Below are 23,442 nucleotides of genomic sequence, written 5' to 3'. Positions count from 1 at the left end.
CGAGCGGCCACGGCGAACCCGCAGGTGAAGGACGGGTGGAGTGCCCCGTAGGGGCGCGGGGAACTGCGCGAGCGGCCACGATGAACCCGCAGGTGAAGGACGGGTGGAGTGCCCCTTGGGGGCGCGGGGAACTGCGCGAGCGGCCACGATGAACCCGCAGGTGAGGACGGGCGGAGTGCCCCTTGGGGGCGCGGGGAACTGCGCGAGCAGCCACGGCGAACCCGCAGGCGACGGACGGGCGGAGGCCCGGGCGGGACCCGGGGGGACGCGGGCACCGACCCGGGCGGGGTGCCCCCGTAGAGGCGCGGAGGCGCGGGTGGGGCGGGGCCCGGGGCGCACCGGGGGGCCGGGCCCGGGGGCGCGGTGGGCGGCAACGGGGCAAACCCGTCTACGCTGCTCGCAGCAGACCCGTACCCCCGTCAGGCCCGTCAGGAGACCAGCCGATGTCCCAAAGCCCCGCCACCCTGCCGCCGGTGCTGCTGCACTCAGAAGCGGAGCTCGCGCGGGAGGCGCTCGCGACCCCCCTGCTCGGCCGAGCCGTACGGCTCGCCCGCTGGGCCGGGCCCGACACGCGGGTCGGCGCGGGCGGCGAGCTGGTCGACGAGCAGCTGCCCGCGGCGGCGGCCGAGCTGGGGCTCGTCGACGGGGCCGAAGGCCTTGAGGCCGGAGACGCGGCGGCGTACGCGAGCGAGGCCTGGCGGGTCGCCGTCGACACCGGCCTCGTCGAGATCGAGGACGCCGACGCCGAGGACGCCGAGGGCACCGTGAGCACCGGCGAGGAACTCGCCCTGATCACCTCGGGCGGGCCGCAGGACATCCTCGGCATCTGGCTCGGCGCCCTGGACACCGTCTTCGCCGACGCGACGGTGCCCGACCTGGAGGACCTCGTCGACGTCATCCAGGGCGGCGGCGAGATCGACTTCGCCGAACTGGGCTGGGACCCGCAGGCCGAGGCCGAGTTCCTGGAGGGCGTCCTCGGCAATCTGTATCTGCTGACCGTCAGCGAGGGCGCCCCGGAGGACGGCGCGGTGCCGCTGCCCGCGCTCGCCGCGTCCATGATCGTGCCGGACGACATGGGCGAGCCCACCGACGACATCCTGGAGCAGGTCTCCGACGCGATGATGCGGCTCGACGACCAGTTCCGGATGCTCGAACCCGTCGGGCTCGTCGAGTACCAGCCGGTGGACGAGGCGCTCATGGCGGACCTCGATGAGGACGCCGAGGACGCCGACGCGGCCGGGGAGCCGCTGCCGCCCGTCGACGACGAGGACGTCACGCGGTACGGCATGGTCCGGCTGACGCCGCTCGGTCTCTACGGCGTGCGGGCGCGGATGCTGGACGCCGGGGTCGACGCGCCCGCCGTCGGCGACCTCGCGGACAAGGGCGCCGACTCGCTGCTGGATGCCACCGCCGCGTTCCCGCGGGCCGCCGCGCAGGCCGAGATCGAGCGGTGGCTCGGCGGACGTGAGCCGCTGGCCGCGGCGCGCGAGCTGCTTGCCGCCGCGCGCGGGGCGGACGAGGGCGCGCCGCTGCGGCGCCTCCACTGCCAGCAGGCGCTCTCCCTCGTCGGGGGCGCGGCCGAGCCGGCCCTGCGCGAGGTCCTCGACGACGCCGAACTGGGCGGTCTCGCCCGGGTGTGGCTCGCCGAGCACGGCGCCGCGGACGTGCCCGCCCCTTCCGAGGGCATGGTCTTCTGGCTGACCATCGACACGGTGGCCGCGCAACTGGCGGCCGAGGGCAACTCCGAGGAGCTGCGCGCGCTCGTCGAGGGGCTCGCCGCGCAGCACAGCGGGTTCTTCGCCGCGGCGTGGCGGGTGGACCACCCCGCGACGGCGGAGGTCCTGGAGGCGATGGGGCGGCTGCACTCCGACAAGAAGGTGGCGAAGGAGGCCCGCAAGGCGGCCTTCAAGGCCAGGTCGCAACAGCCCTGACGCCCTCCGGCGGGCCCCGGCGCGGAGTGCTCACGTCCGCAGGTACGACGCGCCGTTGAGGTCCATGACCGTGCCCGACGCCCACTCCGCGGCCGGTGAGGACAGCCAGAGGACCGCGGCCGCGATCTCCTCCGCCGTGCCCGCGCGGCCGAACGGGCTCTGCGCGCGGATGGCCTCGCCCTCCGCGCCGCTCAGCCGGTGCGCGACGCGCTCGGTGGCGAAGAACCCGGGCGCGACCGAGGCCACCGCGATGCCGTGCGGCGCGAGGGCCACCGCGAGGGACTGGCCGAGGGCGTGCACGGCGGCCTTGGTCGCGCCGTAGGCCGGGTGGTCGGGCTCGCCGCGGAAGGCGCCGCGGGAGCCGATGTTGACGATGCGTCCGCCCGTGCCCTGGGTGATCATCCGGTGCGCGGCGAGGTGGCTGAGGTTCGCCGTGGCCAGCAGGTTGACGGCGGTGTGCCGCTGCCACAGGGCCGCCCAGTCCTCGTACGCGGTGGTGGCGGGCGGGTGCGGCAGGTTCACGGCGGCGTTGTTGACGAGTACGTCGATGCCGCCGAGCGCCCCGGCCGCGCGGTCCGCGACGTCCTTGGCCCCCGCCGGGTCCGACAGATCGCCGCCGACCAGCGCGTGCCCGGTGCCCGCGAGCGAGTCGAGCGTCTCGCGCGCCTCCTCCTCGCGCGCGCCGAAGTGCACCGCGACGCGGTCGCCGTTGTCCGCGAACGCCCGGGCGAGGGCCCGGCCGAGGCCTCGTGAGGCGCCGCTGACCAGAACGCGGCGGCCGGTGCTCTCCAGAGTCATACGGATCTCCTGGTCCCTGATGTGCCGGTTGGAACGCCCCGCTCCGGAAGTCGACCGCCGAAGTCGGACCGTGTTCAACCGCCGTTTATACGTGAGCGGAAATCTGACGCCGACAGCGGCCCGGTGGTACGCACGCCCCCCGGGACAGGCCCGGACGCCCGCATTCGCTCCCTCAGGCCCGAGGAGAAACCATGTCGTCGCTCACCCGCAGGGACTTCACCAGACGATCCGCGCTCACCGGGGCGGGCGTCGCGCTCGCCGGCAGCGTGGGCGCGCTCGCCACCGCGCCCGGCGCGCTGGCCGCGCAGGACACCGAGGTGGCTGACATGACCGACGCGGCCGACGCGGAGGGCCGCGGCGGCCACGGCGGGCCCGGCTACGGCCCGCTCGTGCCCGACCCCGCGGGCCTGCTGGCCCTGCCCGCCGGGTTCTCGTACCGCGTCCTCACGTACAGCGGCAGGACCAAGCTGGAGACCGGCGAGTTCACGCCCTCCAACCACGACGGCACCGCCACCTTCGACGGGCCGCGCGGGGTGACGCTGCTCGTCAACAACCACGAGCTGAGCGGCGCCCGCACCAAGTGGAAGCACCCGGTCCCGCTCACCGACGGGCTCGTCTACGACCCCGCGGCGGCCGGCGGCTGCACGGTCGTCGAGCACCGGCGCGGGGGCCAGGTCGCCGAGTGGGTCGGCGTCGCGGGCACCAGTACCAACTGCGCGGGGGGCTCCACCCCTTGGGGCACTTGGCTGACCTGCGAGGAGACCGAGGACAAGGCCGGCCAGAACGGCATGACCAAGGACCACGGATACGTCTTCGAGGTCGACCCCTACGACCGGCGCGCCAACCGGAACCCCAAGCCCGTCAAGGCCCTCGGCCGCTATGCCCACGAGGCCGTCGTCGTCGACCCCAAGCGCGGCCATCTGTACCTCACGGAGGACGCCTCGGGGCCCAACGGCCTCTTCTACCGCTGGACCCCGCCGCACGGCTTCAAGCACGGCCGCGGCAAGCTGCGGGCCCTCGCCGACGACGCGGGCGTCCTGAAGGCGCCCAAGTGCTTCGACTCCGGCGGCCGGTTCGTCGACGACCTGTCCCGGGCCACGCGGATCGGCACCGTCTACGGCGTCGACTGGGTGGAGGTCCCCGACCGCGACGCCCGCGCGGTCCCGGTCCGCAAGCAGTTCACCGACGGGGCCGTCACGCGCGCCCGCAAGCTCGAAGGCATGTGGTGGGGCGACGGGGGCGCGTACATCGTCTCCTCGTACGCCCGGTCGGAGAGCCCCGGCGCCCAGCACGACGGGCAGGTGTGGTTCTACCACCCGGGCCGCCGCACGCTGACCCTGAAGGTGCTGCTCGGTGTGAACGCGGACCCCGGCAAGGACGGCGCCTTCGACGGTCCGGACAACATCACCGTCTCGCCGTACGGCGGACTGATACTCGCCGAGGACGGCGACGGCGTCCAGCATCTGTTCGGCGCGACGGACCGCGGCCGCACGTACCCCGTCGCCCGCAACGAACTCAACGAGGGCACGCCCGAGAAGCCCGCCTACAGCGAGTTCACGGGCGTCACCTTCTCGCCGGACGGCAGGACCCTGTACGCGAACATCCAGACCCCCGGCATCATGTTCGCGATCACCGGGCCGTGGCGGCGCCGGCGCCCCTGACCCGGGCCGGTCGGCGGACGCGGCGCGGCGGGGGCCCGGACGTCCCGGCCCCCGCCGCGTGGTGCCGACTACAGGGCCTGCGCGGCGGGCTTCACCATGCCGCGGACCGTGCGGGACTTGACGAAGTCGCCCATGGCGGTCATCTCCCACTCACCGGAGAACTGCTTGATCAACTTGGCCATCATGACGCCCGTCTGCGCCTCCGCGTTCGTCAGGTCGAAGCGGACCAGCTCCTCGCCGGTGGCCGCGTCGATGAGACGGCAGTACGCCTTGGCGACCTCCGTGAACTTCTGGCCCGAGAACGAGTTCACCGTGAAGACCAGGCCGCTGACCTCCTGGGGGAGACGGCCGAGGTCCACGACGATCACTTCGTCGTCACCGCCGCCCTCGCCCGTGAGATTGTCACCGGAGTGCTTGACGGAGCCCTTGAGGATCGACAGCTTGCCGAAATAGCAGCTGTCGATGTGGTTGCGCTGCGGGCCGTACGCGATGACCGAGGCGTCCAGGTCGATGTCCTTGCCGCGGAACGCGGGCTCCCAGCCGAGGCCCATCTTGACCTGCGAGAGCAGCGGGCGGCCGCCCTTGACCAGGGACACCGTCTGGTTCTTCTGGAGGCTGACGCGGCCCTTGTCCAGATTGATCTTCCCGGCGCCGGGGGCGGGCGCGGCCGGGGCCGCGGGGGCCTGCGGGGCGGCGGGGGCCTGCGGGGCCGCGACGGGCGGCGGCGGGCCCTGGACCGGCGGGCCGGACGGGGGCGCCATGGCGGGCGCGGGCGCGGGCGCGGGCGCGGGCGCGGCGGGCTGCGGGGGCGCGGCCGGGGCCGGCTCCTCGACCGAGACGCCGAAGTCCGTGGCGATGCCCGCGAGGCCGTTCGCATAGCCCTGGCCGACCGCGCGGGCCTTCCAGGCGCCGTTGCGCAGATAGATCTCGACGACGACGAGGGCCGTCTCCGAGCCCAGCTGGGGCGGGGTGAAGGTGGCGAGGACCGAGCCGTCGTCCGCGTTGCGGATCGTGGCCGTGGGCTCGGTGCCCTGGAAGGTCTGCCCTGCGGCGTCCGGGCTGGCCGTGACGACGATCTTCTCGATGCCGGGCGGGACGGCGCCGGTGTCCACCGTGATCGCGTCCGGCGCGCTGCCGCCGCCGGAGCGGTACGTCACGCCGGGGCCCGAGGGCTGGTTGTAGAAGATGAAGTCGTCGTCGGAGCGCACCTTGCCGTCGGCGGTGAGCAGCAGGCCCGATACGTCGAGCCGCACGGGGGCGGAGACGTCCACGGCGACGCGGGTCGCGGCGAGCGGGATGTTCGAGCCGGGGGTCATAGCGGTCATGCCTGGGGTAACGAGCGAGGGGACTTTGCCGTTCCCTTACCTCGCCGCCTTTTCCGCCCGCCCCCGGGTCCGCCCTTCATCGCGCCGGCGCGTTCGAGGACGAGGCGCGGAGCGCCGGTGGAACCGCTCAGGGAAGCACCACGATCTTCCGGCCCTCGCCCGCGGCGAACTTCGCCAGGGCCTGCGGATAGTCCGTCAGCGGAAGGCGGTCGCTGATGAAGACGTCCGGGTCGAGGACGCCGTTCGCGAACAGCTCCGCGGCGCGCTCGTAGCTGTGCAGGACGGCCATCGAGCCGGTGATGGTGATCTCCTGGTTGTAGACGCGGTAGGGGTCGATGGTCACGCGGGTGTCGTAGTCCGCCACGCCGAACTGGAGGAACGTGCCCGCCTTGGAGACCCTGCCCAGGCCGTCCTGGATCGCCGCCGCGTTCCCCGTCGCGTCGACGACGACGTCCCATCCGCGCGGCCGGTCCAGCTCGTCGGCGCACGCGGCCGCCCCGGTGACGCCGAGCCGCTCGGCCGTGGCGAGCCGGTCGGGGTTGAGGTCGACGACGTCCACGCTCGCCGCGCCCGTCCGCTTGGCCAGCTCCAGCATCATCAGGCCCATGGTCCCGGACCCGTAGATCAGCACGTGCGCCCCGAGCCGCGTGCGCAGCACGTCGTAGCCGCGCACCGCGCAGGAGAGGGGCTCGATGAGCGCCGCGTCCTGGGTGCGCACGTGCTCGGGCAGCCGTACGCAGTTGGCGACCGGAGCCACCGCGTACTGGGCGGCGCCCCCGGCCCGGGTGACGCCGATCGCGGCCCACCGCTCGCACAGGTTGTTGTGCCCGGTGCGGCAGTAGCGGCACTCGTAGCAGTACAGGGAGGGGTCGACCGCGACGCGGTCGCCGATCCGCAGCTCGGTGACGCCGGAGCCGACCTCCACCACCGAACCGGCGAACTCGTGCCCCGGCACGACGGGCAGCGTCGGCGCGAACTCGCCCTGGAGGATGTGCAGATCGGTCCCGCACAGGCCGCACGCGGCGACTTCGACGACGACGTCCCGCGGCCCCGGCGTGGGGTCGGGCACCTCGCCGACCACCGCGGTGCCGACGGACTCGATGATGGCGGCCTTCACTTGACGGCTCCCAACGACAGGCCCTGGACCAGCTTGTCCTGGGCGGCGAACCCCGCGGCGAGCACCGGCAGGGAGATGACGAGCGACGCGGCGCACACCTTCGCCAGGAACAGGCCCTGGCTGGTGATGAAGCCGGTCAGGAACACGGGTGCGGTCTGGGCGACGACGCCGGTGAGCACCCGGGCGAAGAGCAGTTCGTTCCAGCTGAAGATGAAGCAGATGAGGGCGGTCGCGGCGATGCCGGGCAGGGCGATGGGCGCGACGATCCGGGTGAGGACGGTGGGCAGGCGCGCGCCGTCCACGTGCGCGGCTTCGATGACGGCGACCGGCACCTCGGACAGGAACGACTGCATCATCCACACGGCGATCGGCAGGTTCATCGAGGTGTAGAGGAGGACCAGGAGCCAGATGTTGTCGAGGAGGCCGGTGTTCTTCGCGAAGAGGTAGATCGGGAGGAGGCCCGCCACCACCGGCAGCATCTTCGTGGAGAGGAAGAAGAACAGGACGTCGGTCCACTTGCGGACCCGGCGGACGGACAGCGCGTACGCCGCGGGCAGCGCGAGGACCAGGACGAGCAGGGTGGACGCCACCGACGCCACCAGGGAGTTGATCAGCGAGGGCCAGGGGCTGGCGCCGCCGTCCGCGCCGAAGAACGCGCGGTAGCCGTCCAGGGTGAGCGACGCGGCGAGCGAGGGCGGGTTGGTCGCCGCGTCCTCCTCGGAGTGGAAGGACGTCAGGGTCATCCAGGCGATCGGCAGGAAGAACACGATTCCGGCCAGCCAGGCGGCGAGACCGAGGCCGAGCCGCCGGGCCCGGACCGCGCGGGGGACGCGCCGGACGGTCATGCGCGGCCCACCCTTCATACGCGGGACACCGGCCGTACGCGGCCCACCCTTCATACGCGGGACACCGGCCGTGCGCGGGGCACGCGTCATGCGCGGGACACCTCCTCGCGGAACAGCGACGACACCACGCGCAGCGCGAAGGTCGCGATGACGATCGAGCCGATGACGACGAGCACACCGGCGGCGGACGCCAGGCCGTTCTCGTGGGCCTGGTAGAAGCTCTGGTAGACGGTGTAGGGCAGGTTCGCGGTGCCGAGGCCGCCGGAGGTGAGGGTGAAGACGGCGTCGAAGTTCTGCACGATGTAGATCGAGCCGAGCAGCCCGCCGAGTTCGAGGTAGCGGCGCAGGTGGGGGAAGGTCAGATGGCGGAACACCTGCCAGGGGCCCGCGCCGTCCATGCGGGCCGCCTCGACGAGTTCGGGGTCGCGGCTCTGGAGCCCGGCGAGCAGGATCAGCATCATGAAGGGCGTCCACTGCCAGATCAGGGCCAGTTCGACGGCGATGAGCGGGGTGTTGGAGATCCAGTCGGGCTGGGCCGCGCCGTCGCCGCCCACCGCGTGCAGGAGCCCGTTGAACAGGCCGTACTCGGGGTTGTAGAGGACGTGCTTCCACAGCAGGGCCGCCGCCACCGGCACGAGCAGGAACGGCGCGATGAGCAGCGTGCGGACCACGCCCCGGCCGGGGAAGCGGCGGTCCAGGAGCAGCGCGAGGCCGAGCCCGATGACGAGGCTCGCGAGGACGACCGTCGCCGTCAGGACGATCGTCGTGAGCACGGACTCGCGCAGGTCGGCGTCCGTGAGGACCTCTTGGTAGTTGGCGAGGCCGGTGAAGCCGCGCGCCTCCGGGTAGAGCGCGTTCCAGTCGAAGAACGAGATCACCAGGGTGGCCACGAACGGCAGCTGGGTCACGGCGATCATGAAGACGAGGGCGGGGAGCAGCGGGGCCCGGGTGACCCAGGCGCGCAGGCGGGGCGAGGGGCGCGGCGCGGGAGCGGGCACGCGCGCGTGGGGGCGGGTGGCCGGCGTCGTGGCGGTCATCGTCCCTCGTACTCCTCGGAGATCTTCTCGGCGAGGTCCTGGGCCCGGCCGAGGGCGGACTCCACGGAGGTGCGTCCCGCGATGGCCGCGCTGATCTCCTGCGACACCTTCGTGCCGAGGTCGGTGAACTCGGGGATGCCGACGAACTGGATGCCGGGCGCGGGCCGCGGCTGCACGCCCGGGTCGCGCGGGCGCGCGCCCGCGATGGCGGCGCGCGTCACGCCCTGGAAGGCGGCCGCCTCCTTGCGGTACCGCGGGTTGTCGTACGTCGAGGAGCGCTTGCCCGCGGGCACGTTGGACCAGCCGATCTTCTCGCCGACGAGTTCCTCGTACTTCTTGCCGGATGCCCAGGAGATGAACTTCCAGGCCTTGTCCTGGTTGCGGGACGCCTTCTGCACGCCCCAGGCCCAGGTGTAGAGCCAGCCGGAGCTGCGCGTCCGCTCCACGGGGGCGGCCACGTAGCCGATCTTCCCCTTGACCGGCGAGGTGGCGGACTCCAGGGAGCCGGCGGCGGCCGTGGCGTCGTACCACATGGCGGTCTTGCCCTGGGTGAGGTTGTTGAGGCACTCCGCGTAGCCGGACTGCGCCGCGCCGGACTGTCCGTGCTCGCGTACGAGGTCGACGTAGAAGCGCGTGGCCCGCTCGAAGGCGGGGGAGTCGAGGCGCGCCTTCCAGCTCTTGTCGAACCAGGTGCCGCCGAAGGTGTTCACGACGGTCGTCAGCGGTGCCATGACCTCGCCCCAGCCGGGCAGGCCGCGCAGGCAGATGCCCTTCATGCCGTCCTGGACGCCGTCGGCCCGCGCGGCGAGGCGGGCGACCTGCCGCCAGGTGGGGTGCGCGGGCATGGTGAGTCCGGCCTTCTCGAAGACGTCCTTGCGGTACATCAGGAACGACGACTCGCCGTAGAAGGGCTCTCCGTAGAGCTTGCCGTCCTCGCCGGTGAGGGACTGGCGCATCGGCGGCAGGATGTCGTCCTGGTCGAAGGCGCGGTCCTTGCGGGCGTAGGAGCCCAGCTCGCGGAGCCAGCCGTTCCTGGCGTAGATGGGTATCTCGTAATTGCTGAGCGTCGCCACGTCGTACTGGCCCGCCTGGTTGGCGAAATCCTGACTGATCTTGTCGCGGACGTCGTTCTCGGGCAGCACGGTGAAGTTCACCTTGACGCCCGTCTCCGCGGTGAAGTGCGCGGCCGTGAGCTTCTGCAACTCGACCATCTGCGGGTTGTTCACCATCAGGACGTTGACGGCGTCGCCGCCGGATCCGGACCCGCCCGCGCCGGCCCAGCAGCCGGACAGCGGCGGGGCGAGCAGCGTCCCTGCGGCGGCAGCGGCGAGCAGGGACCGCGGCCTCCGTCGGCTCTGGGTTCGCATGAATCGCTCCTGGGATAAAGAGGGGCATAGGGGGCGCAGCGGGGCGTGCGGGACCCCGGAGGGGAGTGGGGGGTGCTCAGGCGCGGATGACCTGCGGGCCGAGGAGCGCGTAGCGGTGGGCCTCGGACGCGGGCAGGCGGGTGCTCGTGACGATGGCCTCCAGGTCGCCGACGGACGCGAACCGGCAGAAGCTCGCCGCCCCGAACTTGGTGTGGACACCGGTGAACACGACGCGCCGTGACGCCCGCATCGCCTGCGCCTTCACCTCGCTGACCGCGGGGTCGGGGGTGGTGAGCCCGTGCTCGCGGGAGATGCCGTTGGCGCCGATGAAGGCGAGGTCGATGACGAAGCCCGCCAGCATGCGGGTGGTCCAGTGGTCGACGGTCGCGAGGGTCCCGGAGCGGACCCGGCCGCCGAGGAGCAGCACGGTGACGTGGTCGGCGGCGGCGAGGGCGCCCGCCGTGGCGAGGGACGCGGTGATCACGGTCAGCTCGCGGTTCTTCGGCAGGGCCTCGGCGATGAGCTGCGGGGTGAAGCCCTCGTCGACGAACACGGTCTCGGCGTCGCCGAGCAGCGCGGCCGCGGCGGCCGCCACCCGCCGCTTCTCCGGTACGTGCATGGTCGTACGGAAGGCGAGGGTGGTCTCGAAGCCCGAGCTTTCCACCGGGTAGGCGCCGCCGTGGGTGCGCCGGACGAGGCCGTGGTCCTCCAGGGCGCGCAGGTCGCGGCGTACGGTCTCCTTCGCGACGCCCAGCTCGACGGCGAGCGCGCTGACGTCGACGGACCCCGAGCGGCGGGCCGCGCGGACGATCTGCCGCTGTCGCTCCTCCGCCGTCATGGTGGTTGCCCCTTCGGTTCGCCCTGGCTCGATCCGGCCACCCGTTGGGGCCCATGGGGTTGTTTCTACAGGGGCGATCAGGGGCCTGAACAGGCGGAAAGCGGACTTGATGATGCCCGGATGTGCCCGCGCGGCGTGGCCCTGGCCTGGGGTGCGGGCCGCGTGCGGGTCCGTTCGCGGTGCGGACGGCGCCCGTTTGCCGCCCGCACCGGACGCTCGGATCAGGGCTGGTGGAACGTCACCTCCGGGTTGCCGGGGGTCGGGCCGTCCAGGAGGGGCCGCTCGATGCCGCGCAGGTGCTGGTCGTAGAAGGCGCCGATGTAGGCGCGGGTGATCTCCGCGGAGCGCTTGCCGGAGATCGGCGCCTCGGGGTCGTCCACGCCGAGCTGCTGGAACACGACCGGGGCGTCGGTGAACGTGAAGTGCCCGGACCCGGCGACCGCGAGCCAGCGCTTCCAGCCGTCCATGAGGGGCCAGGCGCCGCCCCAGCCGTAGGGGTCGTCCGGCTGGGTGGTCCGCTGGGTGCCGAGCATCAGGAAGGGGCGGCCGCGCAGGCCTTCGGGCTTGATCTGGATGCCGCCGTCCATGTTCATGCCCGCCCGCACCCGGCGGTCGGTGTTCATCAGGGCGAGGGTGGCGGCGCCGCCGATGGAGTGGCCGCCCGAGCCGATCCTCTTGGCGTCGATCATCTTCGCGTGCCGCCAGGCCGCCTTGCCGGGCGTGGCGCCGGTGGCCGGCTTGCCGGACGTGCCGCCGACGAGGCGGTCCAGGACGAACGACAGGTCCTCGGCCCGGTTCGCGGTGATGCGCGGCCCGGGAACGGTGGAGTCCGGGTCGCAGCCCAGGCACGTCGGCATGCGCCCGCCCTCGAACTCCGCGCCGGCCGCCTCGTGGGCGTGGTCGATGGCCGCCACGACGTAGCCGCGGCTGGCCAGGTCCTCGGCGAGGTGGGTCAGGGTCGAGCGCGGCGCGGTGAACCCGGGCGAGAGGAGCACGAGCGGGAACTTGCCGGGCGCGGCGGGCGCCCCGGTGCGGGCGTAGGTGCGCGTCGAGCTGTAGGCGGCGGGCGAGACGTCCAGCTTGAAGTACGTGAGCAGGGCGCGGGCGGACTTGAGGGAGGTGTACGCGGTGGCGTGCCCGCCCGCCGCTCTCGCCGGGTAATACATCGACGCCATCAGTTCGCGCGGCTCCCGCGGCACCCACAGGTCCTTGCGGCTCTTGTCGACGAGGTGCAGGGTGTCGCGGCCCACGGCGTACTCGCCGGTGGGGCGCGGGAGTTCGGGCCGGGTGACGGGCGCGTCGGCGGTGGTGGGGCGATCGGCGGTCCGCGGCGCCGCGAGCGCTCCCGACGCCGCCGCGAACGGCAGGGCGAGGGCCAGGGCGAGCACGGTCGTGACGGCACGGCCGCGCACGGGCTTCCGGGTGGTTGTCATGTCAAGTCAGGTTAGGCGGGCGGCTGTTCGCGCACGTCAGCCGACGGTCTGACCCGGGCGCGACCCCGGTCTGAGGGCGAGGTCCCCTCCAGGGATGAGGCTCAATACGGCCACACTGGCGGGTTCGTGCAGAAGCGCCCGCCGAGGTGCGCGTGGTCGGGGTCGGCGGGGTCCAGTTCCCCCTGCTCGGCGACGAGCTTCTCCGCGAACCGCTCGGAGTCGTCCCGGGGTTCGTAGCCGAGGGCCCGCGCGGGCCCGAGGTCCCACCACAGCCGGGTGTTGGCGGACGAGCCGTACACCACGGTGTGGCCGACGTCCGGCGCGGTCAGCGCGGCGTGGAAGAGGCGCGCCCCGTCGTCGGGCGACATCCACACCGACAGCATCCGTACGTCGGCGGGCTCGGCGAAGCAGGCGCCGATGCGCACGGACACCGTCTGCACGCCGTGCTTGTCCCAGTAGAACTGGGCCAGGTCCTCGCCGAAGGACTTCGACAGGCCGTAGTACGTGTCGGGGCGGCGCGGCGTGTCGACGGGGATCAGCGGATCGGCGCCGACGGGGCGCGGGGTGAAGCCCACCGCGTGGTTGGAGGAGGCGAACACGACGCGGGGCACGCCCTCCTCGCGCACGGCCTCGTACAGGTGGTACGTGCCTTCGACGTTGGCCTTGAGAACCTTCTCGAAGGTGGACTCCAGGGAGATGCCCGCGAGGTGGAGCACCGCGTCCACGCCGCGCACGGCCTCGCGCAGCGCCGCCCTGTCGGTGAGGTCCACGGTGAGCGCGCCGGGTTCGCCCTCGACGGGGCGCAGGTCGAGCAGGCGCAGCTCGTAGCCGTACGCGGGCAGCAGGCCGCGCATCAGGGTGCCGATACCGCCGGCGGCTCCGGTCAGCAGGACGGTGCGGGGAGCGGGCATGCGGCGGTCTCCTCGGGGGCGTGACGGGGATGGGGCGGCGAGCCGGGCAACAGGGCGTACGTACGCGCTTGTGTCCAGGATTCACATCCGTGGACACGCTAGAGAGCGGCGCCGGATGGAGTCAAGGGGGCGCGGGGGCGGTCACGGAGGCGGCCGATCTGTTCCTGCCTCGCGCGTGCGCGCGCTTGACCCGCGTACGGAGCCGCCCTAGCGTGGGCGCGTTCAGGGACATGGACTTGAATCAGAAACGTGCACGCTTAGGGAGCGCCCGTGACGTCAGGCAGGTCAGGTCGGTCAGGATCCCTCGCCTCCCGGCTCCGCGTTCCCAGCGGGCCACTGTTCTTCCCCGTCACGCCCTTCGGGCCCGGTGGAGCCGTCGACGTCGACGTGTTGCGCGCGCACGTGGGCCAGGGCGTCGGGGCGGGCGCCGCGGCGGTCTTCGTCTGCTGCGGCACGGGCGAGTTCCACGCCCTGACGCCCGAGGAGTTCCAGGAGTGCGTCGCCGCCGCCGTCGCGGAGACCGCGGGCCGCGTCCCGGTCGTCGCGGGCACCGGCTACGGCACCGCGCTCGCCGCGCGGTACGCGCGCCTCGCCGAGGACGCGGGCGCCGACGGACTGCTCGCGCTGCCGCCCTACCTGGTCGTCGCGGGCCAGGAGGGCCTGCTGCGGCACTACGCCGAACTGGCCGCGGCGACCTCCCTCGACGTCATCGTCTACCAGCGCGACAACGCCGTCTTCACGCCCGGCACGGTCCTCGGGCTCGCCCGCACCGACGGCGTCATCGGCTTCAAGGACGGCCTGGGCGACCTCGACCTGATGCAGCGGATCGTCAGCGCCGTACGCACCGAAGGCCTGAAGGACTTCCTGTACTTCAACGGCCTGCCCACCGCCGAGCTGACAGGACCCGCGTACCGGGGCATCGGCGTGAGCCTGTACTCGTCGGCCGTGTTCTGCTTCCTGCCCGACCTCGCGCTCGCCTTCCACCGGGCCCTGAACAGCGGTGACGACCTGACGGCGGCCCGCCTGGTCGACGGCTTCTACCGTCCCTTCGCGGAACTGCGCGCGCAGGGCGGGGGGTACGCGGTCTCACTGGTCAAGGCGGGCGTGCGGCTCGGCGGCCTCGACGTCGGCGGGGTGCGCCCGCCGCTGCACGAGCCGGCCGACGACCACGTCAAACGCCTCGCCGAACTCATCGAGCGCGGCCGGGCCCTGGTGGCGGAGGCCGGGGCGTGAGGGCCGCCGCCTTCCTCTACCCCTGGGACGTGGTCGGCGACCCCGAAGCCGCCGACCGCGTCGCCGCGCTCGGCGTGCGCCAGGTGACCCTCGCCGCCGCCTACCACTCCACCCGGGCCCTCACCCCGCGCCACCCGCGCCACCGCGTCGTCACCGCCGTACACTCCGCCGTCCTGTACCCGCCGGGCGAGCGCTGGCGGGGCCGGGTGCCGCGGCCGTACTCCGCCGGGGACTGGGCGCCGGGCGACGCCTACGCGGAGGCCGCCGAGGCCCTGACGGCCGCCGGGCTCGACGTGCACGCCTGGGTGGTGCTCGCCCACAACTCCCGCCTGGGCGCCGAGCACCCGGACACCAGCGTGGTCAACGCCTACGGCGACCGCTACCCCTGGGCGCCCTGCGTAGCGCGGCCCGCCAACCGCGCCTACCTCGTCGACCTCGCCGCCGAGGCCGCCGTCCGCCCGGGCGCGGCCGGGGCCGAACTGGAGTCGTGCGGCTGGTACGGCTTCGCGCACCTGCACGCCCACGACAAGGTCGCCGGGGTGCGGCTCGGCGAGGCGGGCGAGTACGCGATGTCGTTGTGCTTCTGCCCCACCTGCCGCGCCGGGTACGGCGAGCACGGCCAGGACGCCGACCGGCTCGCCGCCACCGTGCGCCGCGGCCTGGAGCCGGTGTGGCGCGGCGCCGCTCCGGACCCCGGCTGGGCGGGCGTGGAGCGGCTGTTGGGCGCCGAAGCGGCGGCTGCCACGCGCGCGTGGCGCGAGCACAGCGCCCGCACCTTCCAGGAGGCGGCGGTCGGGGCCGTGCGCGCGGAGGCGCCCGACGGCTTCCCCGTGCTGCTGCACGCGGACCCGGTGACGTACCGCTGCGGCGCCAACGCCGGGGTGGATCCGCAGCACGTCCTGTCCGTCGCCGACGGCGTGGTCGTGCCCTGCGCCGGCGGCGCCGAGCCGCTCGCGCCCTTCGCCGCCCACGCGCGCGAGCACACCGTCCTCGCCGCCAACCTCACGGTGGTCGCGGGCCTGGGCGGCAGCCCCGCCACGCTCGCCGCCGACGCCCGGCGCGCGGCGGCGCTCGGCGCCACCGAACTGCGCCTCTACCACGCGGGTCTGGCCTCCGACGAGGACCTCGCGCACGTACGGAAAGCCCTGTCGCGGCTCACCTGACAGCCGTTACGATCCGCGCACCACACATCGCTCACGTGGGCGGGGAACAGGGGAGACAACGTGCGCAACAAGGGGATATCCGCGCTGCTCTGCGCAGGACTCACGGCGGGCGCCGCCGTGCTCGCCACGGCGGGGACGGCGACCGCGCGGGACGGGGAGACGCAGGCACGGGCCGCCTCGGGGACCACGGGGACCGCGGGAACCACGGCGAGAGTCGCCGCGGAGGACATCCGCGAACGCCTGGAGAAGATACCGGGGATGACGGTCACCTCCGTGACGGACCGGGAGGGCTACCCCTTCTACTCCCTGACGTACCGTCAGCCGGTGGACCACAAGCGGCCGCACAAGGCCGCCTTCACCCAGCGCCTGACGCTGTGGCACAAGTCCACGGACCGGCCGACCGTCCTGTACACCACCGGCTACGGCATCGGGTCCGGCACCACCGCCGTCACCAAGCTCCTGGACGCCAACCAGGTCAGCCTCGAACACCGCTACTTCCTCCAGTCCCGCCCCCAGGGCGCGGCGGGCGACGACTGGACGAAGATGACCGTCCAGCAGGAGGCGGCCGACGAGCACCGCGTCACCCAGGCCCTGCGCGGCATCGAGAAGGGCAAGTGGATCGGCACCGGCGCCAGCAAGGGCGGCATGACGGCCACGTACCACGAGCGCTTCTACCCCGAGGACCTGGACGCCGTGGTCGCGTTCGTCGCGCCCAACGACAAGAACAACCGGGACGACTCCGGCTACGAGCGCTTCTTCCGGACTGTCGGCACCAAGGAGTGCCGCGCCGCCCTGAACGCCGTGCAGCGCGAGATGCTCGTCCGCCGTGACACGCTCCTGCCCAAGTTCGAGGCGGACGCCGAGGCGAACGGCCAGACCTTCGAGGAGACGCTCGGCACCACCGACCGGGCCTATGAGTTCGCGGTCCTCGACCAGGTCTGGAACTTCTGGCAGTCGGGCAGCGTCGACAACTGCGCCACCGTCCCCGACGCCAAGAAGGCCACGGACGACGAGCTGTACTCCTGGTCCAAGGGGCACGGCCTGAGCGTCTACTACGACGAGGACCTCGGCGTGAACAGCTCCGGCCCCTACTACCGCCAGGCCGCCACCCAGCTCGGCTGGGCCGACCTGAAGTTCAAGCACCTCAAGGGCGTGCGCCACCACCCGGACATCTACCAGCCGAACTCGGTCCTGCCCGCCGCCATGCGGGGCTCGTACGACAACGCGACCATCGCCGACGTCGACCGCTGGGTGAAGACCCGGGGCCAGCGGATGATGTTCATCTACGGCGAGAACGACCCGTGGAGCGCGGAGAAGTTCACCCCGAGCCACCGCGACTCGTACCGCTACGAGGTGCCGGGCGCCAACCACGGCGCGTCCATCGCGAAGCTGCCCGAGCCGCAGCAGTCCCGGGTCATCGCGACGATCAAGCGCTGGGCGAACGTGAAGTGAGCACGCCCGTGGGGGCGCGGCCGGGCGCGGCCGCGCCCCCACGGGGGCGCGTCGGGGCGCCTGCCCCGAACCGGCGGCGATGAATTCCGGCGGCCGGGGCAGTCAGGTCAGAAGAGGGCCCGCCGGGGCGCGCGACGACCTGAAGGAGACGGCCATGCCGGAGATCACGAACCCCACACCGGACACGGTGGACCCCGCGGCGCGGCCGCACGAGCTGCCGGACCTCAGGCCGCAGGCACGCCTCGTGGCGAGCCTCGCCGCGGGCGTGACCGACGACCAGCTGGACGGGCGCACACCCTGCCCCGACTACGCCGTGCGCCATCTGCTCGGCCACCTCGCCGGGCTCGCCGCCGCGTTCACCGACGCCGCGCGCAAGGACCTCGGGGCGCGCGCCGACACCGACCCGTCGAGCACGCTGCCCGACCTCGACGCCGACTGGCGCAACGAGCTGCCGCGCCGCCTCGCCGAGCTGGCGGAGGTGTGGCGCGACTCCGCCGCGTGGACCGGGCGGACCCGGGCGGGCGGCGTGGACCTGCCCGGCGAGGTGGCCGGGGTCGTCGCCCTCAACGAGCTGGTCGTGCACGGCTGGGACCTGGCCCGGGCCACGGGCCAGGCGTACGCGCCGGACGCGGCGAGCGTCGGCGTCTCCCACGAGCTGCTGGCCGCCGCCGAGACGGAGGACCCGGCGGCGCGCGGCACGCTCTTCGGACCGCCGGTGCCCGTCCCGCCGGAGGCCTCCCTCCTGGACCGCGTCGTCGCGCTCAGCGGCCGGGACCCGCTCTGGCGCCCGTAGCGGAGCGTGCCCCCGGGGGCGGCCCCGTCGCGTCGGCTCCGGCGCCGTGCTCCGCTCAGCGCAGCGCGGCGCGCATCATGGCCGTGGCGATGGGGGCCGCCAGGCCGTTGCCGCTGACCTCGGAGCGGGCCGCGTCCGAGGACTCCACGATGACCGCGACGGCGACCTCCTTGCCGTCGGACCCCTTGGCGTAGGACGTGAACCAGGCATACGGCGTCTTGCTGTTGTTCTCGCCGTGCTGGGCCGTGCCGGTCTTGCCGCCCACGGTCGCCCCGCTGATGCGCGCGTTCGTCGCCGTGCCCTTCTCGACGACCGACTGCATCGCGGATTGGAGCTGTTCGGCGGTGGACTCGCTGACGACGCGCTCGGAGCCCGCGTCCTCGTCGTAGTTCTTCAGGACGTCGCCGTCGGAGTCCGTGGTCTTGGAGACCATGTGCGGGGACCTCAGCTCCCCGCCGTTGGCGATCGCGGCCGACACCATGGCCATCTGGAGCGGCGTCGCGGTCACGTCGAACTGGCCGATGCCGGTGAGGCCGGTGCTCGCCTTGTCCATGTCCTTCGGGTACAGGCTGACGCCCGCGCGCACCGGCACGTCCAGCTTGTCCGCGTTGAAGCCGAACTTCTCCGCCTGCGCCCGCAGCTTGTCCTGGCCGAGGTCGACGGCGAGCTTGGTGAAGACGTTGTTGCACGACCACTGGAGCGCGGTGCGCAGCGAGGCGTTCTCACAGGGGGCGGACTTGACCTCGTTCGGGATGGACGTGCGCGTGCCGGGCAGCGTCCACGGGTCGGGGCTGTCGGTCCTCTGGTCCACCGAGTCGTACAGACCGTCCTCCAGGGCGGCCGCCGCGACCACCAGCTTGAAGGTGGAGCCGGGCGGCAGCGGCTGCCGCAGCGCGCGGTTCACCATCGGCTTGTCCTCGTCGCCGGTGAGCGCCTTCCACTCCTCGGAGTCGACGGAGCTGCTGATCTTCGACGGGTCGTAGGACGGCGTGGAGACCATCCCGAGGATCTTGCCGCTCTTGGGGTCGATGGCGACGGCGGCGCCCTTCTTGCCGCCGAGCGCCTTGTACCCGGCCTTCTGGACGGCCGGGTCGATGGTGGTCACGACGTCACCGGGGTCGGCACGCTTGTTGGTGAGCGTGTCGAGCGGGTTCTTCAGCCGGTTGTCGCTGCCGTCCAGGAGGTCCTTGTAGATGCCTTCCAGCTGCGTGGCGCCGTACACCTGCGAGCTGTAGCCGGTGACGGACGCGTACAGCGGTCCGTTCTTGTACGTGCGCTTGTACGCCAGGTCGCCGCCCGACGTGCGCTTCGAGCCGGTGACGGACTCACCGGCCACGATGATGTCGCCGAGCGGGTACGCGTACGTCTTGATCGCGTTCCGCCGGTTCAGCTTGTCCTCCGCGAGCGCCTTCGAGTCGTGGAACTGCACCCAGGTGGCCCGCACAAGCAGCGCGAACACCAGGAGCAGCGTGAAGACGGCGGTGTGCCTGATCGTCTTGTTCATCCCTGACAAGGACGAGCACCGGGGGCCGTGGCGTTCCCGTCTTGCGCTGATGTGTCCTGTTTCTCAGGTGTTCTTCATGAAGCCTGCCTCGTACGCCGCGATCACGGCCTGGGTGCGGTCCCGCGCGCCCGTCTTCGCGAGGACCGCCGCCACGTGCGTCTTCACCGTCGCCGGGCCCACCTCCATGCGCCCGGCGATCTCGGCGTTGGTGAGCCCGGCCGCCATCAGCTTCAGGACCTCGCGCTCCCGCCCGGTGAGCCGGGCCACCCAGGGGGCCTGCGCGGTCGTGGCCCGCGCGTGCTCGGCGGCCAGGGCGCGCACGGCCGCGGGGAACAGCAGCGAGTCGCTGCGCGCGACCAGGCGCACCGCCTGCACCAGCGCGTCCGCGTCGGCCCGCTTGAGCAGGAAGCCGGACGCTCCGGCGCGCAGCGCCTCGTACACGTACGCGTCGTTCTCGAAGGTGGTGACGACCACGACGCGCGGCGGCTCCGCCATCGTCCGCAGGATCTGCTCGGTGGCGCGGATGCCGTCGACCTCCGGCATGCGCACATCCATCAGGACCACGTCGGGCCGCAGCTCCCGCACGACGGCCACCGCCTCGGCGCCGGTCGCCGCCTCGCCCACGACCTCCAGATCGGGCTCGGCGGTGAGGATGACGCGCAGCGCGGTGCGCACCATGCGCTCGTCGTCGGCGAGCACGATACGCAGCGGGGTGTCGGTCATGGACGGGGCCTCCAGGTCGGTCACGCGGGCAGAGGGTGGGGCGAATCGGTCACGCGGGCGGTGGGAGCGGCAGGCGTACGCGCAGCCGCCACACCCCGGCCTTGGGGCCGGACTCGGTGGTGCCGCCGAGCAGCCGGGCCCGGTCGGCGATGCCGCGCAGGCCGTGGCCGCCACCCGCCCGGTCGGCCGCGGTGGCCGGCGGCGCCGACGGGAGCGGGTTCTCCGCGGTCAGGTCGAGGCCGGTGTCGTCGCGCGCGATGCGCAGCGTCACGGCGGTGCCGGCGCCCCCGTGCTTGAGGGCGTTGCTGAGGGATTCCTGCACGATGCGGTACGCCTCCCGGGACACCATCGGCGGCAGCGCGTCGGCGCCTCCGGGGCCGAGGTCGACGGCGGCCTTCACCCGCAGGCCGCCCGCGCGGGTGCGGCGCAGCAGGCCGTCCAGGTCCGCGGCGAGCGTGGGCGCGGGCGCCGTCGACGCCCGCTGGTCACCCTCGCGCAGGACGCCGAGGACCGCGTCCAGCTCACCGACGGTGCGCCGGGTGGTGTCCTCGATGGCGGCGAGCGCCTCGCGGACGAACTCCGGGTCGTGGTCGAGGACGCGGCGGGCGGCGCTCGCCTGGAGCGTGACCGCGCTCAGCGCGTGGCCCACGGAGTCGTGCAGCTCGCGGGCGAGGCGGTTGCGCACGGCGAGGTCGGCGGCGCGCTGCTCGGCGGCGGCGAGCTTGTCGGCGGGCGTGGGCCCGAGCAGCAGGGGCGCCCACCGCGCGAGCAGTCCGCCGCTCGCCGCCGCGCACCCGGCGAGCGCCAGGAGGGACAGGGCGCCCGAGACCGGCGCGAGGACCAGCGTCCAGGGGCCGCGGAGGCCGTCGGGGAGACCGAGCCAGGAGTCCCCAAGGCCCACGGCGAGCGGCAGCACGAGCTGGAACGACGCGAACGGCACGAGCCCGAGCGTCATTCCGCTGATGACCCCGCCGAACCCGAGGTGCAGCGTGAACCACAAGGCCGTGCGCCCGCGCTCCTGGCGCGTGCGCGGCGGCCCGTCGGCCAGTGCCTCGTCCGGCACCCCGCACAGCGCGCGCACCGCCGCCACCGACATCGGCCGGGTCAGCGGGAACAGCGCGGTGATCGCGGCCAGCGGCAAACCGAAGGCGAACGCGAGGAGTTGGGCCGAGAGCGAGCCGAAGAACCGGTCGTCCCCGAGCAGCGGGCCGGAGAGGATCGAGCCCACGAAGACGTACGGCATGGCGACCGCGCCGCCGAGGACCAGATGGATCCACCGCCGCCGCGCCCGCCGCCCGAACAGGGCGGAGGCGACGCGTCTCACGCGGCCCCACCGCCGGCCGCGCGCTCCTTGAGCAGGCGCGTGCCGACGACGGCCACGAGCGTTCCGATGATCATCTGCACAGCGTAGGACAGGAACATCGCCGCCGTCGGCTGCTCGGTCACGTCGTCCACGGGCCCCAGCGAGACGAGGAACATCCAGGCGCCCCAGCACGCCACCGACCCCGACCCCAGCCAGGCCAGGGCCAGCGGCACCCGCACCGGCAGCGCGCGGCCCCACCGGAAGGCGAGGGCCAGGGCGCCCGCGACGGCCGCCGCGAGGAAGCAGACCTCCAGGGCCTGGAGGACGTAGAAGTCACCGGTGCGCTCCGCGGCCCGGGCCTCGTCGAGGCCGAGCGTCGAGCCGCCCGCCCACAGCAGGCGCAGGACGGCCGGGTACAGCGCGAGGACGGCCGCGGCGAGCGCGTACAGCCGCGCGGCCCGCCCGGGGGCCGCGAGCCCCGCCACCCGGCCGCGCCACACGTGGCCCCACCGGTCGCGCGCGTACAGCGCGAACAGCAGGCCCAGGCTGAGGCCTTGGAGGATGAAGCCCCCGTACACCACCCCGAAGACCCACTCGTCGAGGAACGGCTCGCGGCCGGTGTCCTCGGCGCTGTTCACCGAGCCGCCGAGCGCCCGCACCGCGAGCTGCGCGGGGAACCCGGCCATGATCGGCGTGAGCAGCCCGGTGGCCGCCCACATCGGCAGGGCGAGCAGCCACGCCGGGACGCGGCGCCCCCAGGGCCGGGTGAGCAGCAGGGCGAGGACGATCACGGCCGCGTCCATGAGCACGGTCAGGGTGTTGGCGACGACCATGACGCCGCGGTGGTCCAGGAGCGAGCTGCCCTCCGGGATGCCGAGGCGGCTCCCGGCGATCCAGGCCACCTTCAGGGAGAGGTAAGGCAGGCAGGAGACGACGGCGACGGTGCGCAGCGCGCGGCGGGCCCTGCTGGGCGCCGCGGCGGGGAGGGCGAGGGTGGGGGCGAGGGGCTGGGTCATGCCTCCACGCTCCCGCGCGGCCGCCCGCGCCACCTCCTGCCGGGCGACGAACCGCTTCCGCCGTACGGGGGAGGAAGGCCGCCGGAAAAGCGGAGGTCAGAGCCGCCGCGTGGCCAGGGTGAGCCGGTCGCGAGCGTCGAAGAGGGCGTCCTTGACCATCTGCTCGTGCGCGGGCGTGAGCCGGGCCACCGGCACGGAGCAGCTGATCGCGTCCCGGGCGGGCGTGCGGTAGGGGATCGCCACGCCGAAGCAGCGAAGGCCCAGCGTGTTCTCCTCGCGGTCCACGGCGAAGCCCTGTTCCCGGACGGTGCGCAGCTCCTCGATGAGCTGCTCCCTGTCGGTGATCGTGTTCTCCGTCAGCGACGGCAGGGTCTCCGGCAGGAGCTTGCGCACCTGTTCGTCGGTGTGGGTGGCGAGGAGCGCCTTGCCGAGCGAGGTGGAGTGCGCGGGAAGGCGGCGGCCCACGCGGGTGAACGGGCGCAGATAGTGCTGGGACTGACGGGTGGCCAGATACACCACGTTCGTGCCGTCGAGCCGCGCGAGGTGGATCGTCTCGGTGGTGTCGTCCGAGAGCCGGTCGAGCGTGGGCCGGGCCGCCGCGACCACCTCGTCGCCGTCGATGTACGAGGTGCCGACGAGCAGGGCCCGTACGCCGATGCCGTACCGCGTGCCGGTGGCGTCCGTCTCGATCCAGCCGAGGTCGACGAGCGTGCGCAGGAGCATGTAGAGGCTGGACTTGGGGTAGCCGACCGCCTCTTGGACGTCGGCCAGGGAGTGCATCCCGGGGCGGCCCGCGAAGAACTCGAGCAACTCCACCGTCCGCACCGCGGACTTGACCTGTGCGCCCCCGCCCGTCTCAGCAGCCGCCATCGCCCTTGACCCCTCACGTGCGACGAGAAATAGTCTCCACTGTCCCCGCTGGATTCACCATGGGAGACGGCGTTCAGTATATCGAACGGCCTTGGTGGGCGGCAGCACACAGCGGCGGCTCA

At 73.4% G+C, this 23,442-nt stretch carries 20 protein-coding genes; 6 read left to right on the top strand and 14 right to left on the bottom strand.

The window, feature by feature from the left end; translation table 11 throughout:
- Positions 1 to 443 precede the first annotated feature (443 nt).
- The gene (locus tag AC07GB_RS25005) at positions 444 to 1,931 is read left to right on the top strand and encodes a hypothetical protein (protein ID WP_478849021.1); all 1,488 of its coding nucleotides are present in this window, start codon (positions 444 to 446) and stop codon (positions 1,929 to 1,931) included.
- Between the two features lie 30 nt (positions 1,932 to 1,961).
- On the opposite strand, the gene AC07GB_RS25000 is transcribed toward AC07GB_RS25005, so the two are convergent.
- The gene (locus AC07GB_RS25000; protein WP_478849019.1) at positions 1,962 to 2,729 is read right to left on the bottom strand and encodes an SDR family NAD(P)-dependent oxidoreductase; all 768 of its coding nucleotides are present in this window, start codon (positions 2,727 to 2,729) and stop codon (positions 1,962 to 1,964) included.
- Between the two features lie 191 nt (positions 2,730 to 2,920).
- On the opposite strand from AC07GB_RS25000, the gene AC07GB_RS24995 reads away from it, so the two are divergent.
- Complete coding sequence (locus AC07GB_RS24995) at positions 2,921 to 4,390, top strand: alkaline phosphatase PhoX (RefSeq protein ID WP_478849017.1); 1,470 nt, start codon at positions 2,921 to 2,923, stop codon at positions 4,388 to 4,390.
- A gap of 68 nt (positions 4,391 to 4,458) precedes the next feature.
- On the opposite strand, the gene AC07GB_RS24990 is transcribed toward AC07GB_RS24995, so the two are convergent.
- From AC07GB_RS24990 to AC07GB_RS24955, 8 genes are all read right to left on the bottom strand, one after another.
- Positions 4,459 to 5,706, bottom strand: a complete 1,248-nt coding sequence (locus AC07GB_RS24990; protein ID WP_478849102.1) for a TerD family protein — start codon at positions 5,704 to 5,706, stop codon at positions 4,459 to 4,461.
- A 136-nt stretch (positions 5,707 to 5,842) separates the two neighbouring features.
- Positions 5,843 to 6,832: a zinc-dependent alcohol dehydrogenase family protein gene (locus AC07GB_RS24985; RefSeq protein WP_478849015.1), complete on the bottom strand. Its 990-nt coding sequence runs from the start codon at positions 6,830 to 6,832 to the stop codon at positions 5,843 to 5,845.
- Positions 6,829 to 7,677 carry a carbohydrate ABC transporter permease gene (locus AC07GB_RS24980; protein WP_478849013.1) on the bottom strand — a complete coding sequence of 283 codons (849 nt, stop codon included), beginning with the start codon at positions 7,675 to 7,677 and terminating at the stop codon, positions 6,829 to 6,831. Before AC07GB_RS24980 ends, AC07GB_RS24985 begins: the two co-directional genes overlap by 4 nt.
- Before the next feature lie 86 nt (positions 7,678 to 7,763).
- Positions 7,764 to 8,714 carry a carbohydrate ABC transporter permease gene (locus AC07GB_RS24975; protein ID WP_478849011.1) on the bottom strand — a complete coding sequence of 317 codons (951 nt, stop codon included), beginning with the start codon at positions 8,712 to 8,714 and terminating at the stop codon, positions 7,764 to 7,766.
- On the bottom strand, positions 8,711 to 10,081 hold the full coding sequence (locus AC07GB_RS24970) for an ABC transporter substrate-binding protein (RefSeq protein WP_478849009.1): 1,371 nt from the start codon (positions 10,079 to 10,081) through the stop codon (positions 8,711 to 8,713). The genes AC07GB_RS24975 and AC07GB_RS24970 overlap by 4 nt, the downstream gene beginning before the upstream one ends.
- 76 nt (positions 10,082 to 10,157) lie before the next feature.
- On the bottom strand, positions 10,158 to 10,919 hold the full coding sequence (locus AC07GB_RS24965) for a DeoR/GlpR family DNA-binding transcription regulator (protein WP_478849007.1): 762 nt from the start codon (positions 10,917 to 10,919) through the stop codon (positions 10,158 to 10,160).
- A 221-nt stretch (positions 10,920 to 11,140) separates the two neighbouring features.
- Positions 11,141 to 12,352, bottom strand: a complete 1,212-nt coding sequence (locus AC07GB_RS24960; RefSeq protein ID WP_478849005.1) for an alpha/beta hydrolase family protein — start codon at positions 12,350 to 12,352, stop codon at positions 11,141 to 11,143.
- 101 nt (positions 12,353 to 12,453) lie between these two features.
- A complete protein-coding gene (locus AC07GB_RS24955) occupies positions 12,454 to 13,263 on the bottom strand; it encodes an NAD-dependent epimerase/dehydratase family protein (RefSeq protein WP_478849003.1) in 810 nt (269 codons plus the stop codon).
- Positions 13,264 to 13,533: 270 nt separating this feature from the next.
- On the opposite strand from AC07GB_RS24955, the gene AC07GB_RS24950 reads away from it, so the two are divergent.
- From AC07GB_RS24950 to AC07GB_RS24935, 4 genes are all read left to right on the top strand, one after another.
- On the top strand, positions 13,534 to 14,496 hold the full coding sequence (locus AC07GB_RS24950) for a 5-dehydro-4-deoxyglucarate dehydratase (protein ID WP_478849001.1): 963 nt from the start codon (positions 13,534 to 13,536) through the stop codon (positions 14,494 to 14,496).
- Complete coding sequence (locus tag AC07GB_RS24945; RefSeq protein WP_478848999.1) at positions 14,493 to 15,659, top strand: hypothetical protein; 1,167 nt, start codon at positions 14,493 to 14,495, stop codon at positions 15,657 to 15,659. The genes AC07GB_RS24950 and AC07GB_RS24945 overlap by 4 nt, the downstream gene beginning before the upstream one ends.
- Before the next feature lie 60 nt (positions 15,660 to 15,719).
- Positions 15,720 to 17,111 carry a S28 family serine protease gene (locus tag AC07GB_RS24940; protein ID WP_478848997.1) on the top strand — a complete coding sequence of 464 codons (1,392 nt, stop codon included), beginning with the start codon at positions 15,720 to 15,722 and terminating at the stop codon, positions 17,109 to 17,111.
- A 154-nt stretch (positions 17,112 to 17,265) separates the two neighbouring features.
- Entirely contained in the window at positions 17,266 to 17,904 is a 639-nt protein-coding gene (locus AC07GB_RS24935) for a TIGR03086 family metal-binding protein (protein ID WP_478848995.1), read from the top strand.
- 55 nt (positions 17,905 to 17,959) lie between these two features.
- Here the strand turns inward: AC07GB_RS24935 and AC07GB_RS24930 are convergent, their stop codons facing one another.
- The 5 genes from AC07GB_RS24930 to AC07GB_RS24910 all read right to left on the bottom strand — a co-directional run bounded on the left by AC07GB_RS24930 (position 17,960) and on the right by AC07GB_RS24910 (position 23,320).
- Positions 17,960 to 19,408 (bottom strand): peptidoglycan D,D-transpeptidase FtsI family protein, encoded by a 1,449-nt coding sequence (locus AC07GB_RS24930; protein WP_478848993.1) that lies wholly within the window; start codon positions 19,406 to 19,408, stop codon positions 17,960 to 17,962.
- 63 nt (positions 19,409 to 19,471) lie between these two features.
- Positions 19,472 to 20,131: a response regulator transcription factor gene (locus AC07GB_RS24925; RefSeq protein ID WP_478849100.1), complete on the bottom strand. Its 660-nt coding sequence runs from the start codon at positions 20,129 to 20,131 to the stop codon at positions 19,472 to 19,474.
- A gap of 49 nt (positions 20,132 to 20,180) precedes the next feature.
- Positions 20,181 to 21,455 carry a sensor histidine kinase gene (locus AC07GB_RS24920; RefSeq protein WP_478848991.1) on the bottom strand — a complete coding sequence of 425 codons (1,275 nt, stop codon included), beginning with the start codon at positions 21,453 to 21,455 and terminating at the stop codon, positions 20,181 to 20,183.
- Positions 21,452 to 22,450 carry a hypothetical protein gene (locus AC07GB_RS24915; RefSeq protein ID WP_478848989.1) on the bottom strand — a complete coding sequence of 333 codons (999 nt, stop codon included), beginning with the start codon at positions 22,448 to 22,450 and terminating at the stop codon, positions 21,452 to 21,454. The genes AC07GB_RS24920 and AC07GB_RS24915 overlap by 4 nt, the downstream gene beginning before the upstream one ends.
- Positions 22,451 to 22,546: 96 nt before the next feature.
- The gene (locus AC07GB_RS24910; protein WP_478848987.1) at positions 22,547 to 23,320 is read right to left on the bottom strand and encodes an IclR family transcriptional regulator; all 774 of its coding nucleotides are present in this window, start codon (positions 23,318 to 23,320) and stop codon (positions 22,547 to 22,549) included.
- Positions 23,321 to 23,442 lie beyond the last annotated feature (122 nt).

Source organism: Streptomyces sp. NPDC045778, from assembly GCF_056431945.1.
The sequence above is the reverse complement of the archived record's forward strand: the minus strand, read 5'-3'. Positions and strand labels throughout refer to the sequence as shown.